This window comes from Streptomyces sp. NPDC045968 (genome assembly GCF_056430475.1).
Genome location: NZ_JBWKLF010000008.1, coordinates 270,559 through 285,077 on the forward strand (window position 1 = coordinate 270,559; position 14,519 = coordinate 285,077).

Consider the following 14,519-nt stretch of genomic DNA (forward strand, 5'->3'; position numbering starts at 1 on the left):
CCCGGTCCCGGGACAGCGCGTACCGAGGGAGGACCGGGGGAACTGTCGTACGCCTCTGAGACACTGGGCGCGATGAACGAGACAGCGACCCTGAGAGCCCGGGCAGAGATCGACCTCGCCGCACTGCGCGCCAATGTGCGTGCCCTGCGTGCGCGGGCGGCCGGTGCGCAGCTCATGGCCGTCGTGAAATCCGACGCGTACGGGCACGGGGCGGTGCCCTGCGCCAGGGCCGCGCTCGAAGCGGGTGCGACGTGGCTGGGCACCGCCACCCCGCAGGAGGCGCTGGCCCTGCGGGCGGCCGGGCTCGGCGGCCGGGTGATGTGCTGGCTGTGGACGCCGGGCGGCCCGTGGCGCGAGGCGATCGAGGCGGACATCGATGTGTCGGTGAGCGGCATGTGGGCGCTGCGCGAGGTCGTCGCCGCCGCCGCCGGCGCGGGCGCCGTGGCCCGTATCCAGCTGAAGGCCGACACGGGCCTCGGCCGCAACGGCTGCCAGCCCGCCGACTGGCCCGAGCTGGTCTCGGCGGCCCGCGCCGCCGAGGAGGGCGGCACGGTCAGGATCACCGGTCTCTGGTCGCACTTCGCCTGCGCCGACGAGCCGGGGCACCCGTCGATCGCCTCGCAGCTGGAGGTGTTCCGGGACCTGGTGGCGTACGCGGAGAAGGCGGGCGTCCGGCCCGAGGTGCGGCACATCGCGAACTCCCCGGCGACCCTCACGATCCCCGAGTCCCACTTCGATCTCGTACGGACCGGGATCGCCATGTACGGCATCTCGCCCAGCCCCGAGCTGGGCACGCCGGCCGATTTCGGGCTGCGGCCCGTGATGACGCTCGCCGCGTCGGTCGCCCTGGTCAAGCAGGTGCCGGCCGGGCACGGCATCAGTTACGGCCACCACTACACGACGCCCGCCGAGACGACCCTGGGCCTCGTGCCCGTCGGGTACGCGGACGGGATTCCGCGCCATGCCTCGGGCCGGGGCCCGGTCCTCGTCGGGGGCCGGCGCCGCACGATCGCGGGGCGGGTCGCGATGGACCAGTTCGTGGTCGACCTCGAAGGCGACGAGCCGGAGCCGGGCGCGGAGGCGGTGCTGTTCGGCCCGGGGGACCGGGGCGAGCCGACCGCCGAGGACTGGGCGGTGGCGGCGGACACCATCGCGTACGAGATCGTCACCCGCATCGGGGCCCGCGTGCCACGGGTCCATCTGAACCCGTAGGGCCTGTCGTTTCGATCTCCGACTGACTTCGATATCCGACTGACGAGGACGAGGAGCGCGGCACGGTGAGCGAGAGCAGCGCGCAGGAGGTGGCGGCGACGGCCGCCGCAACCGCGGCCGGCTGGCGGCGGGCGGGCTTCGCGGGTGCGGCGATAGGGGTGATCGCGGCGGGCGCGGCGGCCGGTGTCGCGGTCGAGCGGATGACCGTGGGCCGGGGGATGCGCAAGAAGGCCCGGCTGGCGCTGGACGCCGCCGGGCCCTACGGCGCCCTGCGCGGCGTGCCGGGGAAGGCGCTCGCGGACGACGGCACCGCGCTGTACTACGAGGTCGACGAGGTCGAGACCGACGGGGGTACGGGCACCGGCGCGGCCACCGGGACGGGCGTCTCCGGTCCGCGTCGGCGCAGACTCTTCGGCCGCAGGGCGCCCACACCCGTGACGGTCGTCTTCAGCCACGGCTACTGCCTGAGCCAGGACTCCTGGCATTTCCAGCGGGCCGCCCTGCGCGGTCCGGTGCGTACGGTCCACTGGGACCAGCGCAGCCACGGCCGCTCCGAGCGCGGCAGGGCGCAGGCCGAGGGCGTGCCCGTCACCGTGGACCAGCTCGGCCGTGACCTGAAGGCGGTCATCGACGCGGCGGCGCCCGAGGGCCCGCTCGTGCTGGTGGGGCACTCGATGGGCGGTATGACGATGATGGCCCTCGCCGACCAGTATCCGGCGCTGATCCGGGAGCGGGTGGCCGCCGTCGCGTTCGTCGGTACCTCCAGCGGGAAGCTCGGCGAGGTGAATTTCGGGCTGCCGGTCGTGGGCGTGAACGCAGTACGGCGGGTGCTGCCCGGGGTGCTGAAGGCGCTCGGCTCGCAGACGGAGCTGGTGGAGCGGGGGCGGCGGGCGACGGCCGACCTCTTCGCGAGCCTGATCAAGCGGTACTCGTTCGGGTCACGGGATGTGGACCCGGCGGTCGCGCGGTTCGCCGAGCGGCTGATCGAGGCCACCCCGATCGATGTGGTCGCCGAGTTCTATCCGGCGTTCACCGAACACGACAAGAGCGGGGCGCTGCCCGCGTTCCGGGATGTCCCGGTGCTCATCCTGGCGGGTGACAAGGACCTGGTGACGCCCAGTTCGCACAGCGAGGCCATCGCGGAGGTCCTGCCGGACGCGGAGCTGGTCATCGTGCCGGACGCCGGCCATCTGGTGATGCTGGAGCACCCCGAGGTGGTGAACGGGCGCATCGTGGAGCTGCTGGTACGCATCGGCGCCGTGCCGACGGCGGCCCCGACCGTCTAACGTTGACCGGCATGGAAGCAGTGCAGAAAAGTCCGGCGGCGGAGAGCTCCGCACCGGGCGCCGTCACCCTGGGTGTGGCCGTCGAGTCACCCGAACAGATGCAGGACCTCGGCCGCCGGATCGCCGGGGTGCTGGCCCCCGGCGACCTGGTGATGCTCACGGGCGAGCTGGGTGCCGGGAAGACGACGCTGACCCGGGGGCTCGGCGAGGGACTCGGGGTGCGGGGCGCCGTCACCTCGCCCACCTTCGTGATCGCCCGTGTGCATCCGTCGCTGGTCGGCGGTCCCGCGCTGGTCCACGTCGACGCGTACCGCCTGGGCGGCGGCCTCGACGAGATGGAGGACCTCGACCTCGACGTGTCGCTGCCGGATTCGGTGGTGGTCGTGGAGTGGGGCGACGGCAAGGTCGAGGAGCTGTCGGACGACCGCTTGCGGGTGGTGATCGACCGCGCGGTCGGTGACACGGACGACGAGCGGCGCACGGTGACGCTGGTGGGCATCGGGCCGCGCTGGGCCGGACTGCGGGCGGATCTGGGCCCGGAGGGGTAGCGGACACGTCCTGGGGCGCCCGGCGGGTATCCCGCGCATGACTTTCCGACAGTCCGTCGGTAAATTGTTGCGCGCGGGGCCACAGGCGTGTTCACATGGAGAGAAGACTTGGTTAGGTCTACCTAACCACGCCTTCCACCGGAGCCCCAGGAGGCATCCATGCCGACGCCCGAGCGTGAAGTGCAGCCGCAGTCGCCGCAGGCGCGGCCGTCGTCGGCGGTGTCCATGAAGGATCTGCTGGCCTCCTGCGCCGCCGCGTCGGCGGTCTCCACGCCGCCGCGTGACGAACGCGAGGACGGGGAAGAGGCCGCGGCGGAGGCGGACCGCGAGGAGCGGCCGAGGCCGCCCGTCCGGCGCGACGCGGCCTGAGCGCGCGCGTTCTGCCCGGCGTGCCACGCGGCCTGAGAGGGCGCGTTCTGCCCGGCGCGACGTGGCCTGAGAGCGCCGTCTATCCCTACGGAACGACGACGACCTTGGCGCCGACCGTCGCGAAGGTCCACATCGCGTCGCCGTCCGCCCTCTTCATCCGTACCCCACCCGTCTTCGACGTCGGGTCCGGGCTCGCCATCGAGCCGTCCTGGGCGGCGCTGAAGCCGATGGCCACGTCGTCGACGTTCGTGAAGCGCACGACGTGCTCGATCATCACGCCGTCCGAACCCTTGACGCTGCCGGTGCGCGAGCTCACCTGGTAGGCCCCGGGCATCGGGCTGACGGGGCTCGGCATGACCGTGAACGTCCGGCCCGCCTTCCCCTTGGCGTCCACCAGCCAGACCCGCCGGTCCTTCAACGCGTACACGACGCGCATCCCGGTGCCTGAGTCCTCGGGTACCGCCAGCGGTGTCTTCGGCTGCTTCGGCTTCTCGGTGGGCTGGGCCGAAGCGCTGCTGGAGACCTTGCTCTTGGGGACCGCCACCGAATCCGGTGCGTTCGCCGATGCCTGGTAGGCGAGGAAACTGACCACGACGACAGCCGCCGCGGTGAGCCCGGCCACGATTCCCGAGCTGCCCCTTGCCACCTGAGCTCCCCTTTCGCCTGCCATCCGGCACATGTCGTACAAGCGTTTATGTCGTACACACGTATACCGGGTGACGGTAGCAGCCGGGCAGGGGCGGACCGGGACGACGTACGGGCGCGGTGACCCCGTCGGCGGAGCCGTAGGCTGTTCGTGTGCTCCTGCTCGCCGTGGATACCGCCACCCCCGCCGTCACCGTCGCCCTGCACGATGGTTCAGCCGTCGTCGCAGCGACGAGCCAGGTCGATGCCCGAAGGCACGGCGAACTACTGCTGCCCGCCGTCGACCGGGTCCTCGCCGAGGCCGGGGTGAAGCTCGACGCCGTGACGGACCTGGTCGTGGGCGTGGGCCCCGGCCCGTACACGGGTCTGCGCGTGGGCCTCGTGACGGCGGCCGCCTTCGGCTCCGCGCTCTCCGTCCCCGTGCACGGACTGTGCACCCTGGACGGCCTCGCGTACGCCGCCGGGCTCGCCGGTCTCCAGGGGCCGTTCGCCGTCGCCACGGACGCCCGCCGCAAGGAGGTCTACTGGGCGCGGTACGAGGATTCCCGTACCCGCACGGGTGACCCCGCCGTGGACCGGCCCGCCGACATCGCCGGACAGCTCGCGGGACTGCCCGTCGTCGGGGCGGGCGCGGTGCTCTACCCGGAGGCGTTCCCCGACGCCCGCGAGCCCGAACACGTCTCGGCGGGCGCACTGGCCGCTCTCGCCGCCGAACGTCTCGCCGCGGGGCAGGAGCTGCTCCCGCCGCGGCCGCTCTATCTGCGCAGGCCCGACGCCCAGGTGCCGAAGAACTACAAGGTGGTCACCCCGAAGTGACCGGAGCGATCCATGGGGCAGGTGCGGCGACCGTGACCGCCGTGCTGCGCGAGATGCGCTGGTGGGACATCGATCCGGTGCTGGAGCTCGAACACGAGCTGTTCCCGGAGGACGCCTGGTCGGCCGGGATGTTCTGGTCGGAGCTGGCCCACGCCCGTGGCCCGGGCGCCACCCGCCGCTATGTCGTCGCCGAGGAACCGGCCACCGGCCGGATCGTCGGCTACGCGGGACTCGCGGCCGCCGGTGACCTCGGGGACGTACAGACCATCGGCGTCACCCGCGACCACTGGGGCGGTGGCCTGGGCTCCGAACTCCTCACCGATCTGCTGAAGCACGCCACGGCCTTCGAGTGCTCCTCCGTGCTCCTGGAGGTCCGGGTCGACAACACCCGTGCGCAGAAGCTGTACGAACGCTTCGGCTTCGAACCGATCGGCTTCCGGCGCGGCTACTACCAGCCGGGCAACATCGACGCTCTGGTCATGCGCCTCCACGTACAAGAAACTGAGACTGACTGATGGCTGACGAACCGCTCGTACTCGGCATCGAGACCTCCTGCGACGAGACCGGGGTCGGCATCGTGCGCGGCACGACGCTGCTCGCGGACGCCGTCGCCTCCAGTGTCGACACGCACGCCCGGTTCGGCGGTGTCGTGCCGGAGATCGCCTCCCGCGCCCACCTGGAAGCGATGGTCCCGACCATCGAACGCGCGCTGAAGGACGCCGGGATCAGCGCCCGCGACCTCGACGGGATCGCGGTCACGGCCGGCCCCGGACTCGCGGGCGCGCTGCTCGTCGGGGTCTCCGCGGCCAAGGCGTACGCGTACGCGCTGAACAAGCCCCTCTACGGGGTCAACCACCTCGCCTCGCACATCTGCGTCGACCAGCTGGAGCACGGTCCGCTCCCCGAGCCGACCATGGCGCTGCTGGTCAGCGGCGGTCACTCCTCGCTGCTGCTCGCGCCGGACATCACCAACGACGTGCGGCCGCTGGGCGCGACCATCGACGACGCGGCGGGCGAGGCCTTCGACAAGATCGCCCGGGTGCTGAACCTCGGTTTCCCCGGTGGCCCGGTCATCGACCGGCTGGCGAAGGAGGGCGACCCGAAGGCCATCGCGTTCCCGCGCGGTCTGAGCGGTTCGCGCGACCCCGCGTACGACTTCTCCTTCTCCGGGCTCAAGACGTCCGTGGCGCGCTGGATCGAGGCGAAGCGGGCGGCGGGCGAGGAGGTGCCGGTACGGGACGTGGCGGCGTCCTTCCAGGAGGCCGTGGTGGACGTGCTCACCCGTAAGGCGGTCCGCGCCTGCAAGGACGAGGGCGTCGGCCACCTGATGATCGGCGGCGGTGTCGCGGCCAACTCGCGGCTGCGGGCCCTGGCCCAGGAGCGGTGCGAGCGGGCCGGCATCCGGCTGCGGGTGCCCAGGCCCGGCCTCTGCACGGACAACGGGGCGATGGTCGCCGCACTGGGCGCGGAGATGGTGGCCCGCAACCGGCCGGCCTCCGACCTGGAGCTGTCGGCCGACTCCTCGCTGCCGGTGACGGAGCCCCACGTGCCGGGTGCCCATGCGCACGACCACGACCATGTGCACGAGATCAGCAAGGACAACCTGTACTCATGAGCGGCACCGTCGCGCTGATGTGGGAGGCCCGGGCCACCGAGGGCCGGGGCGCCGAGCTGCTGGAGTGGGCGCGGGCCCGGTCGGCGGAGCTGGCCCGCGAGCCGGTCCGCCGCGAGCTGCTCCGCGCCCCGCAGGACCGGGTGCTGGTCATCACCTGGTGGGAGGGCGCGTACGGGGACGACCTGCCCGAACTCCCCGATCCGGACGCGGCATTGATCGCGCGCCCGGTGCACCGGTGGTGCTTCGAATCCGTCGGCTGAGAATTCGCCGGAAGAAATATCCTTCGCGGTGTCGATCCGGGGCGGGCCCGTTCGACGTACGAGTGTGAGGCGGGAGAACAGCCCGCCCCCGACCCGAGGAGTCACCGTGCCGCGCTACCTGACGATGGTCCGTATCGACGAGAACAGCGCCCCGGCCGAAGGCCCGAGCGAAGGGCTCATGCAGCGCATGGGCGCCCTGATCGAGGAGATGACCAAGGCCGGTGTCCTGCTGGACACGGCCGGGCTCACCCCGACCGCGCAGGGCACCAGGGTCACCTGGTCCAACGGCGAGTTCACCGTCACCGACGGGCCGTTCACCGAGACGAAGGAAGTCATCGGCGGCTACGCGATCATCCAGGCCAAGGACAAGGCCGAGATCCTGGAGTGGACCAAGCGTTTCCTCGCGGTCCACGAGCCGTACTGGACCGTGACCTCCGAGATCCGCGAGATCGCCGAAGGCTGACGGGCCCCGCAACAGCACAGGGGTGGGGCGGCAGGTCCTTGCCGCCCCGGCCCCCGGCTGCTCTGATGGGTGGCCGTGACAGAAGCACGCAGCGCCGTCGAAGCCGTCTACCGGATCGAGTCGGCGCGGATCATCGCCGCGACCGCCCGCATCGTGCGGGACGTCGGAATCGCCGAGGAGATCGCGCAGGACGCCCTGCTCGCCGCACTGGAGCAGTGGCCGGTTTCCGGGGTTCCGGACCGGCCGGGCGCCTGGCTCACGGCCACCGCGAAGCACCGGGCCATCGACCTCGTACGCCGCAAGGAGACCTACGCGCGCAAGCTGGCGGAGGTCGGCCGGGCCCTGGAGGACGTACCGCCCCCGGAACCGGCCGATCCGGACCACATCGACGACGACCTGCTGCGGCTGATCTTCACCTCCTGCCATCCGGTGCTCTCCACCGAGGCCCGCATCGCCCTCACCCTGCGCCTCCTCGGCGGCCTCACCACCGAGGAGATCGCCCGCGCGTTCCTGGCCCCCGAACCGACCGTCGCCCAGCGCATCGTCCGGGCGAAGCGGACCCTGGGCCGGGCGGGCGTCCCCTTCGAGGTGCCGTACGGCCCCGACCGCGCCGCCCGCCTCGACTCCGTGCTCGAAGTGATCTACCTGATCTTCAACGAGGGGTACGCGGCGACCGCGGGCGACGACCTGCTGCGCCCCGCCCTCTGCCAGGACGCGCTGCGTCTCGCCCGGGTGCTGGCCGGCCTGATGGAGAAGGAGCCCGAGGTCCACGGGCTCGTCGCGCTCCTGGAGCTCCAGGCCTCGCGCGCCGCCGCGCGGACCGGGCCGGACGGTGCGCCGGTGCTGCTCGCCGACCAGAACCGGGCCCGCTGGGACCAGCTGCTGATCCGGCGCGGCTTCGCGGCCCTGGCGCGGGCGAACGCGGCGGGCGCCATGGGCCCGTACGCCCTCCAGGCCGCGATCGCCGCCTGCCACGCGCACGCGGTGACGTACGAGGACACGGACTGGACCGCGATCGCCACGCTGTACGGGCGCCTCGCCGCGCTCACCCCGTCCCCCGTGGTGGAGCTGAACCGGGCGGTGGCGGTGTCGATGGCCGAGGGGCCCGCGGCGGGGCTCGCCCTGGTGGACGCGCTGGCGGCGGGCCAGGCGCTCACGGCGTACCACCTGCTGCCGAGCGTGCGGGGCGATCTGCTGGAGCGGCTGGGGCGGGGGGAGGAGGCGCGGGCGGAGTTCGTACGGGCGGCGGAGCTGACCCGCAACGAGCAGGAGAAGGCGCTGCTGCTGGCGCGCGCCCGCCGGGTGTCGCGATGAGTTCCGGGGGCGTGGCGGGTCTACCTTCCGAGAGCATCCGGCCGGGGCGTTCCGGCTCTGCGGCCGCTCGACGTCCCGGCGAGGAGAAGACCATGCAGAAGATCACCACGTTCCTGTGGTTCGACCACCAGGCGGAGGAGGCGGCGCAGTACTACGTCTCCGTCTTCGGCGGTGACTCGCGGATTCTGGGCGTGACCCACTACGGGGCGGCGGCCCCGGGCGAGCCCGGCTCGATCATGACGGTGAGCTTCCGGCTGGCGGACCAGGAGTACGTCGCTCTCAACGGAGGCCCGCAGTTCCCCTTCACGGAGGCCATCTCGCTCTCCGTGGACTGCGAGGACCAGGCCGAGGTGGACCGGCTGTGGGACACGCTCACCGAGGGCGGCGAGGAGGGCCGGTGCGGGTGGCTCAAGGACCGGTACGGCCTCTCCTGGCAGATCGTCCCGAGAGGACTGCCCGAGGTGCTGTCCGGCCCGGACCCGGCCAGGGCGGAGCGGGCCATGAAGGCGATGTTCGGCATGCGGAAGCTGGACATCCAGGCGCTCCGGGACGCCTGAGCGCCTTTCGGGGGAAGCGGTGCCGTGCCGTCACACGGCCCGGCCGCGCCCGGGGCAGTGCCCCGTGGATGTCCGACAGAACCGCGACCCGGTTCACCGTGTTCAGCATGGTGTCTGCCCTGCCCCGGTGTTCACGGCCCGTCACCTCCGGGTGCGGGCCCGGTCGGTAGTGTCTGGGCCATGCCACGTCGTTCACCGCTTCCCCCGCCCCCGCCCCCCGTGGAGCTGCGCTCCTGGCCCGACCGGCAGGCGATGCTGACCGACCGGGCGGTGGTTCTCGGCGCGTTGGTCAGGATGCACCTGGGGCACGCGCGGCTCGCGACGCTGTGGCTGTGGGGGATGCTGGCGGCGCTCGGCTGGTCGTTCGTGGGCGGGGCGATCGTCTCGTTCCAGGAGCCCGACGACCCGTTCGCCGCGATGCTGGGCCTGGTCGGTTTCGCCATCGGCGCCTGCCTGCTGGTGCCGTCGGTCGCGTTCGTCGCCGTCGGGCTCGGCCGGGACCGCCAGGTCCGCAGGCTGCTCGTCCAGTGGGGCGCGCTGGCCCGTGACCCGGCGGGCGATCTGCGGCTGCGGATTCCCGGCGTCAGCCTCCTCTGGATGCTGACGTCCTTCGCGCTGTGCGCCCTCGGCCTGTACGTGTGTGTGGTCGTCCCGGCGGGCGCGGAGGCGGGCGAGGAGACGTACGGGGAGGTGGCCCTGTTCATGGGCCTCGGTCTCATCTCCTGGCTGACCGGCCTGATCGGCGTGGTCAAGGCGTTCGCGCACCGCCGCTGGGTGCTCCGGGTGCTCGTCGGGACGCCCGGGACGCCCGGGACGCCCGGGACGCCCGCCGAACCGCCGGTCAGGGCCGCTTCAGGGGCTGACCGACCAGCATCGTAGGCGCCCCCGCCACCCGGGTCAGGAACACGGTCGCCGCGTTCGGCCCCTGGAGTTTCATCTTCCGGCGCAGCTCCTCCGGTTCGACCGCGGAGCCGCGCTTCTTGACGGTCAGGACGCCGACCTCCCGCTCCCGCAGCAGGGCCTTGAGCTTCTTCATGTTGAACGGGAGTTCGTCGGTGATCTCGTACGCCGTCGTGTACGGGGAGTCGTACACCTCGTCACTCGTGACGTACGCGATCATCTCGTCGAACAGCCGGCCGCCGCACCGGTCCACGATGCCGGCGACCAGATGCGCGCGGATGACGGCGCCGTCGGGTTCGTACAGATAGCGGCCGACGGGGCCGACGGGCGGGGCGGGCAGCGGGGCCGGGGCCGTCAGGGTGGCGCCCGCCGGGAGCAGTGTCGCCCGGAACGAGCCGGGTGCGAAGCCCTCGCCGAACCAGAGCACCGCCTCCTTCACATCGCCACCGTCCGAGATCCACTCGGCCTCGGCCCGCGGCCCGATCGCCTCGTGCGGGACGCCGGGGGCGATCTTCAGCGCGGCGCGGGGGGCCTTCAGCGCGGCCGCGGTCGCCCAGGACAGCGGGGGCGAGTACGCCTCCGGGTCGAAGATCCGGCCGCGGCCGCCGCGCCGGGCCGGATCGACGAAGACCGCGTCGTACGGAGCGGTGTCGGTCTCGGTGACATCGGCGCACCGCACCTCGATCAGCGCCTCCAGGCCGAGCGCCGCGGCGTTGGCGCGGGCGACCTCGGCGGTCAGCGGGTCGCGGTCGACGGCCAGCACCGCGATGCCCGCACGCGCCAGCGCGATCGCGTCGCCGCCGATGCCGCAGCACAGGTCGGCCACACTCCGTACCCCGAGTCCGGCGAACCGCTGTGCCCGGTAGCCGGCGACCGAGGTGCGGGTGGCCTGCTCGACACCGTTGGGGGTGAAGAACATCCGGTACGCGTCCTCGGCGCCGAACTTCGCGACCGCCCGCTGCCGCAGCCGGGCCTGCCCCAGGGCCGCCGACACCAGGTCGGCCGGGTGGCTGCGGCGCAGCCGGGTCGCGGTGGCCAGTTCCCGGGCGGGGTCGTGGTCGCGCAGCTCGGCCAGGAGCGCCGCGCCCTCGGGGGCGAGCAGGGCATGGAAGCCGGCGAGCGGGTCGGGGGCATCGGAGGGCGGGAGAGCGTTCACCCGGCCCATTGTGAGCCAGCCGGGGGACCGGGCGGGCCCGGCGGCGGTGTCGGGCCCGGCGTCCGGGCACGCACTGGCAGGATGCGGCGCCATGCAGCTAGTACGACAAACGGAAGAATCCGCCATGAAGCGGCACGGAACCGGCCGCCTCCTCCGTGAGCCGGTCCGTGCGGTCCTGATCGCCCTCCTCGTCACCGCCGTCGCCTCCGGGTGCGCCGCCGAAGGCGCGGACAGTGCCGCAGGCGGAAAGCATCCGGCGGCGCCCGCCGCGGGCCGGGAGGGGCCGCCCGCGCTGAAGGAGGCGCCGGCCGGGGCGCTGTCCGTGTACGCGGAGAAGCTGAAGCGGAAGCAGGCGGCGCGGGTCGCGGCGGCCAGGAAGTGGCGGCTGGCGAAGGTCCCGCTGATCGCCCCCGAGCCCCCGGCCGCCAAGCCGCGCATCACCACCCGCAAGGGCTTCGAGGTCACCGGCGGGGACGCGCTGCCGCCCGTTTTCACCACCGTGCCGACCAAGGAGAAGATCGTCTTCCTGACGATGGACGACGGGGCCGAGAAGGACCCCGCGCTGCTGCGGATGATGACGGAGCTCGGCATCCCGTACAGCGCCTTCCTCAGTGACTACCTGGTCAGGGAGGACTACGGCTACTTCAAGAAGATGCAGGCCCGCGGTGTCACCCTCAGCAACCACACGCTGAACCACCGCTATATGCCCGGTCTGTCGTACGCCGAGCAGAAGCGGGAGATCTGCGGCCAGCAGGACAAGATCGCGAAGCACTTCGGGAAACGGCCCACGCTCTTCCGGCCGCCGTACGGCAACTACAACCGCGACACCCTGCGCATCGCCAAGTCCTGCGGCATCAAGGCGGTGCCGCTGTGGTCCTCGGAGGCGTTCCCCGACCACATGGAATGGCGCGAGTGGGACCGTGACCTGCACCCGGGCGACATCATCCTCACCCACTTCCGGGGGCCCGGGGACTGGAAGGGCTCCATGCCGGACATGATCCGACGGGTCATGAAGACGATCACGGACAAGGGGTACGCGGTCGCCAGACTGGAGGACTACGTCTGACACGGGAGAGCGGCCGGTCCGCCACGCGGGGGTGGTGAATTGGCACTCCGCTTGACCGAGTGCTAATCGCGGTCATAGTCTCAGTGCTGGCACTCCCCACTGGAGAGTGCCAGCACCACCGCGCGACAGGGCAGGTCCGGCACCCGCGACGACGGATCGACCTGGTCGCCACCCCAAAGACTGTTAAACCCCGTGAGATCTCCGAAGGGGGAGACCGGATCGTGTCGACCACCAGCTCCAAGGTTGCGATCAAGCCGCTTGAGGACCGCATTGTGGTCCAGCCGCTCGACGCCGAGCAGACCACGGCCTCCGGCCTGGTCATTCCCGACACCGCCAAGGAGAAGCCCCAGGAGGGCGTCGTCCTGGCCGTGGGCCCGGGCCGCTTCGAGAACGGCGAGCGCCTTCCGCTCGACGTCAAGACCGGCGACGTCGTCCTGTACAGCAAGTACGGCGGCACCGAGGTGAAGTACAACGGCGAGGAGTACCTCGTCCTCTCGGCTCGCGACGTGCTCGCGATCGTCGAGAAGTAATTCACCCACGTTTGCTTCTGTTCTGCGCCCCTGGCCCCCTGCGAAATAACTAGCCGGGTGGTCTGGGGCGCAGTTCGTTTTGAGAGGACAGAAAACAGCCCATGGCGAAGACTCTGAAGTTCGACGAGGACGCCCGTCGCGCCCTTGAGCGCGGCGTCAACAAGCTTGCCGACACGGTGAAGGTGACGATCGGCCCCAAGGGCCGCAACGTCGTCATCGACAAGAAGTTCGGCGCTCCCACCATCACCAACGACGGTGTCACCATCGCGCGCGAGGTCGAGCTCGACGACCCGTTCGAGAACCTCGGTGCCCAGCTGGTGAAGGAGGTGGCGACCAAGACCAACGACGTAGCGGGTGACGGCACCACCACCGCCACCGTCCTGGCCCAGGCGCTCGTCCGCGAGGGTCTGCGCAACGTCGCCGCGGGCGCCTCCCCGGCCGCCCTGAAGAAGGGCATCGACGCCGCGGTCAAGGCCGTGTCCGAGGAGCTCCTCGCGACCGCCCGCCCGATCGACGACAAGTCCGACATCGCCGCCGTGGCCGCGCTCTCCGCGCAGGACACCCAGGTCGGCGAGCTCATCGCGGACGCGATGGACAAGGTCGGCAAGGACGGTGTCATCACCGTCGAGGAGTCCAACACCTTCGGTCTGGACCTCGAGTTCACCGAGGGCATGGCCTTCGACAAGGGTTACCTCTCGCCGTACATGGTGACCGACCAGGAGCGTATGGAGGCCGTCCTCGACGACCCGTACATCCTGATCCACCAGGGCAAGATCGGCTCCATCCAGGAGCTGCTCCCGCTGCTGGAGAAGGTCATCCAGTCGGGTGGCTCCAAGCCGCTGCTGATCATCGCCGAGGACGTCGAGGGCGAAGCCCTGTCGACCCTGGTCGTCAACAAGATCCGTGGCACCTTCAACGCCGTCGCGGTGAAGGCCCCGGGCTTCGGTGACCGCCGCAAGGCCATGCTCGGCGACATCGCCACCCTCACCGGTGCGACCGTCATCGCCGAAGAGGTCGGCCTCAAGCTCGACCAGGCCGGTCTCGACGTGCTGGGCACCGCCCGCCGCGTCACCGTCTCCAAGGACGACACGACCATCGTCGACGGCGGCGGCGACTCCGCCGACGTCAAGGGCCGGGTCAACCAGATCAAGGCCGAGATCGACTCCACGGACTCCGACTGGGACCGCGAGAAGCTCCAGGAGCGCCTCGCGAAGCTGGCCGGCGGCGTGTGCGTGATCCGTGTCGGTGCCGCCACCGAGGTGGAGCTCAAGGAGAAGAAGCACCGTCTGGAGGACGCCATCTCCGCGACCCGCGCCGCGGTCGAGGAGGGCATCGTCTCCGGTGGTGGCTCCGCTCTGGTCCACGCCGTCAAGGTCCTCGAGGGCAACCTCGGCAAGACCGGCGACGAGGCCACCGGTGTCGCGGTCGTGCGCCGCGCCGCCGTCGAGCCGCTGCGCTGGATCGCCGAGAACGCCGGCCTGGAGGGTTACGTCATCACCTCCAAGGTCGCCGAGCTCGACAAGGGCCAGGGCTTCAACGCCGCGACCGGCGAGTACGGCGACCTGGTGAAGGCCGGCGTCATCGACCCGGTCAAGGTCACCCGCTCCGCCCTGGAGAACGCCGCGTCCATCGCGTCGCTGCTGCTCACGACCGAGACCCTGGTCGTCGAGAAGCCGGCCGACGACGAGGCCGAGGCCGGCCACGGCCACGGGCACTCCCACTAGTACGCACCCGGTACACCACTGAGGCCCGGTACCCCCGTCGCGGGGGTACCGGGCCTCA

17 protein-coding genes are annotated in these 14,519 nt (G+C 71.8%); 15 read left to right on the forward strand and 2 right to left on the reverse strand.

Annotated elements, in window-relative coordinates:
- Positions 1–72: 72 nt before the first annotated feature.
- The 4 genes from alr to AC07FA_RS24100 all read left to right on the forward strand — a co-directional run bounded on the left by alr (position 73) and on the right by AC07FA_RS24100 (position 3,415).
- On the forward strand, positions 73–1,212 hold the full coding sequence (gene alr, locus AC07FA_RS24085) for an alanine racemase (RefSeq protein ID WP_479078097.1): 1,140 nt from the start codon (positions 73–75) through the stop codon (positions 1,210–1,212).
- 65 nt (positions 1,213–1,277) lie between these two features.
- Positions 1,278–2,498, forward strand: coding sequence for an alpha/beta fold hydrolase (locus AC07FA_RS24090; RefSeq protein WP_479078099.1), 1,221 nt, complete (start codon positions 1,278–1,280; stop codon positions 2,496–2,498).
- 11 nt (positions 2,499–2,509) lie between these two features.
- Positions 2,510–3,046, forward strand: coding sequence for a tRNA (adenosine(37)-N6)-threonylcarbamoyltransferase complex ATPase subunit type 1 TsaE (tsaE, locus tag AC07FA_RS24095; RefSeq protein WP_479078100.1), 537 nt, complete (start codon positions 2,510–2,512; stop codon positions 3,044–3,046).
- A 159-nt stretch (positions 3,047–3,205) separates the two neighbouring features.
- Complete coding sequence (locus AC07FA_RS24100; protein WP_479078101.1) at positions 3,206–3,415, forward strand: hypothetical protein; 210 nt, start codon at positions 3,206–3,208, stop codon at positions 3,413–3,415.
- An 85-nt stretch (positions 3,416–3,500) separates the two neighbouring features.
- Here AC07FA_RS24100 and AC07FA_RS24105 read toward each other — a convergent pair whose 3' ends face one another.
- Entirely contained in the window at positions 3,501–4,061 is a 561-nt protein-coding gene (locus AC07FA_RS24105; protein ID WP_479078103.1) for a hypothetical protein, read from the reverse strand.
- 152 nt (positions 4,062–4,213) lie between these two features.
- Here AC07FA_RS24105 and tsaB point away from each other — a divergent pair, with 152 nt between their 5' ends.
- From tsaB to AC07FA_RS24145, 8 genes are all read left to right on the forward strand, one after another.
- Positions 4,214–4,876: a tRNA (adenosine(37)-N6)-threonylcarbamoyltransferase complex dimerization subunit type 1 TsaB gene (gene tsaB, locus AC07FA_RS24110; RefSeq protein WP_479078105.1), complete on the forward strand. Its 663-nt coding sequence runs from the start codon at positions 4,214–4,216 to the stop codon at positions 4,874–4,876.
- A gap of 53 nt (positions 4,877–4,929) precedes the next feature.
- Positions 4,930–5,391 carry a ribosomal protein S18-alanine N-acetyltransferase gene (rimI, locus tag AC07FA_RS24115; RefSeq protein WP_479078273.1) on the forward strand — a complete coding sequence of 154 codons (462 nt, stop codon included), beginning with the start codon at positions 4,930–4,932 and terminating at the stop codon, positions 5,389–5,391.
- On the forward strand, positions 5,391–6,491 hold the full coding sequence (tsaD, locus tag AC07FA_RS24120; RefSeq protein WP_479078106.1) for a tRNA (adenosine(37)-N6)-threonylcarbamoyltransferase complex transferase subunit TsaD: 1,101 nt from the start codon (positions 5,391–5,393) through the stop codon (positions 6,489–6,491). The genes rimI and tsaD overlap by 1 nt, the downstream gene beginning before the upstream one ends.
- The gene (locus AC07FA_RS24125) at positions 6,488–6,751 is read left to right on the forward strand and encodes a hypothetical protein (RefSeq protein WP_479078107.1); all 264 of its coding nucleotides are present in this window, start codon (positions 6,488–6,490) and stop codon (positions 6,749–6,751) included. Before tsaD ends, AC07FA_RS24125 begins: the two co-directional genes overlap by 4 nt.
- Before the next feature lie 106 nt (positions 6,752–6,857).
- Complete coding sequence (locus AC07FA_RS24130) at positions 6,858–7,214, forward strand: YciI family protein (RefSeq protein ID WP_479078108.1); 357 nt, start codon at positions 6,858–6,860, stop codon at positions 7,212–7,214.
- Between the two features lie 75 nt (positions 7,215–7,289).
- Positions 7,290–8,528 (forward strand): RNA polymerase sigma factor, encoded by a 1,239-nt coding sequence (locus AC07FA_RS24135; RefSeq protein ID WP_479078110.1) that lies wholly within the window; start codon positions 7,290–7,292, stop codon positions 8,526–8,528.
- A 92-nt stretch (positions 8,529–8,620) separates the two neighbouring features.
- Positions 8,621–9,085 carry a VOC family protein gene (locus AC07FA_RS24140; RefSeq protein ID WP_479078112.1) on the forward strand — a complete coding sequence of 155 codons (465 nt, stop codon included), beginning with the start codon at positions 8,621–8,623 and terminating at the stop codon, positions 9,083–9,085.
- Positions 9,086–9,265: 180 nt separating this feature from the next.
- Positions 9,266–9,964 (forward strand): hypothetical protein, encoded by a 699-nt coding sequence (locus tag AC07FA_RS24145; RefSeq protein ID WP_479078114.1) that lies wholly within the window; start codon positions 9,266–9,268, stop codon positions 9,962–9,964.
- Here the strand turns inward: AC07FA_RS24145 and AC07FA_RS24150 are convergent.
- The gene (locus tag AC07FA_RS24150) at positions 9,927–11,150 is read right to left on the reverse strand and encodes a THUMP-like domain-containing protein (protein WP_479078274.1); all 1,224 of its coding nucleotides are present in this window, start codon (positions 11,148–11,150) and stop codon (positions 9,927–9,929) included. The genes AC07FA_RS24145 and AC07FA_RS24150 overlap by 38 nt on opposite strands.
- A gap of 115 nt (positions 11,151–11,265) precedes the next feature.
- Here AC07FA_RS24150 and AC07FA_RS24155 point away from each other — a divergent pair, with 115 nt between their 5' ends.
- The 3 genes from AC07FA_RS24155 to groL all read left to right on the forward strand — a co-directional run bounded on the left by AC07FA_RS24155 (position 11,266) and on the right by groL (position 14,461).
- Positions 11,266–12,207, forward strand: coding sequence for a polysaccharide deacetylase family protein (locus tag AC07FA_RS24155; protein ID WP_479078116.1), 942 nt, complete (start codon positions 11,266–11,268; stop codon positions 12,205–12,207).
- A 221-nt stretch (positions 12,208–12,428) separates the two neighbouring features.
- Positions 12,429–12,737: a co-chaperone GroES gene (groES, locus tag AC07FA_RS24160; protein ID WP_003966899.1), complete on the forward strand. Its 309-nt coding sequence runs from the start codon at positions 12,429–12,431 to the stop codon at positions 12,735–12,737.
- A 101-nt stretch (positions 12,738–12,838) separates the two neighbouring features.
- Positions 12,839–14,461, forward strand: a complete 1,623-nt coding sequence (gene groL, locus AC07FA_RS24165; protein ID WP_479078118.1) for a chaperonin GroEL — start codon at positions 12,839–12,841, stop codon at positions 14,459–14,461.
- Positions 14,462–14,519: the final 58 nt, after the last annotated feature.

What these genes read in the sequence shown, in the direction of transcription:
- groL (WP_479078118.1), top strand. Translation starts at nt 12,839, where the DNA reads ATGGCGAAGACTCTGAAGTTCGACGAGGACGCCCGTCGCGCCCTTGAG.
- AC07FA_RS24125 (WP_479078107.1), top strand. Translation starts at nt 6,488, where the DNA reads ATGAGCGGCACCGTCGCGCTGATGTGGGAGGCCCGGGCCACCGAGGGC.
- AC07FA_RS24140 (WP_479078112.1), top strand. Translation starts at nt 8,621, where the DNA reads ATGCAGAAGATCACCACGTTCCTGTGGTTCGACCACCAGGCGGAGGAG.
- alr (WP_479078097.1), top strand. Translation starts at nt 73, where the DNA reads ATGAACGAGACAGCGACCCTGAGAGCCCGGGCAGAGATCGACCTCGCC.
- tsaE (WP_479078100.1), top strand. Translation starts at nt 2,510, where the DNA reads ATGGAAGCAGTGCAGAAAAGTCCGGCGGCGGAGAGCTCCGCACCGGGC.
- rimI (WP_479078273.1), top strand. Translation starts at nt 4,930, where the DNA reads ATGCGCTGGTGGGACATCGATCCGGTGCTGGAGCTCGAACACGAGCTG.
- AC07FA_RS24155 (WP_479078116.1), top strand. Translation starts at nt 11,266, where the DNA reads ATGAAGCGGCACGGAACCGGCCGCCTCCTCCGTGAGCCGGTCCGTGCG.
- AC07FA_RS24100 (WP_479078101.1), top strand. Translation starts at nt 3,206, where the DNA reads ATGCCGACGCCCGAGCGTGAAGTGCAGCCGCAGTCGCCGCAGGCGCGG.
- tsaD (WP_479078106.1), top strand. Translation starts at nt 5,391, where the DNA reads ATGGCTGACGAACCGCTCGTACTCGGCATCGAGACCTCCTGCGACGAG.
- AC07FA_RS24145 (WP_479078114.1), top strand. Translation starts at nt 9,266, where the DNA reads ATGCCACGTCGTTCACCGCTTCCCCCGCCCCCGCCCCCCGTGGAGCTG.
- AC07FA_RS24150 (WP_479078274.1), bottom strand. Translation starts at nt 11,150, where the DNA reads ATGGGCCGGGTGAACGCTCTCCCGCCCTCCGATGCCCCCGACCCGCTC.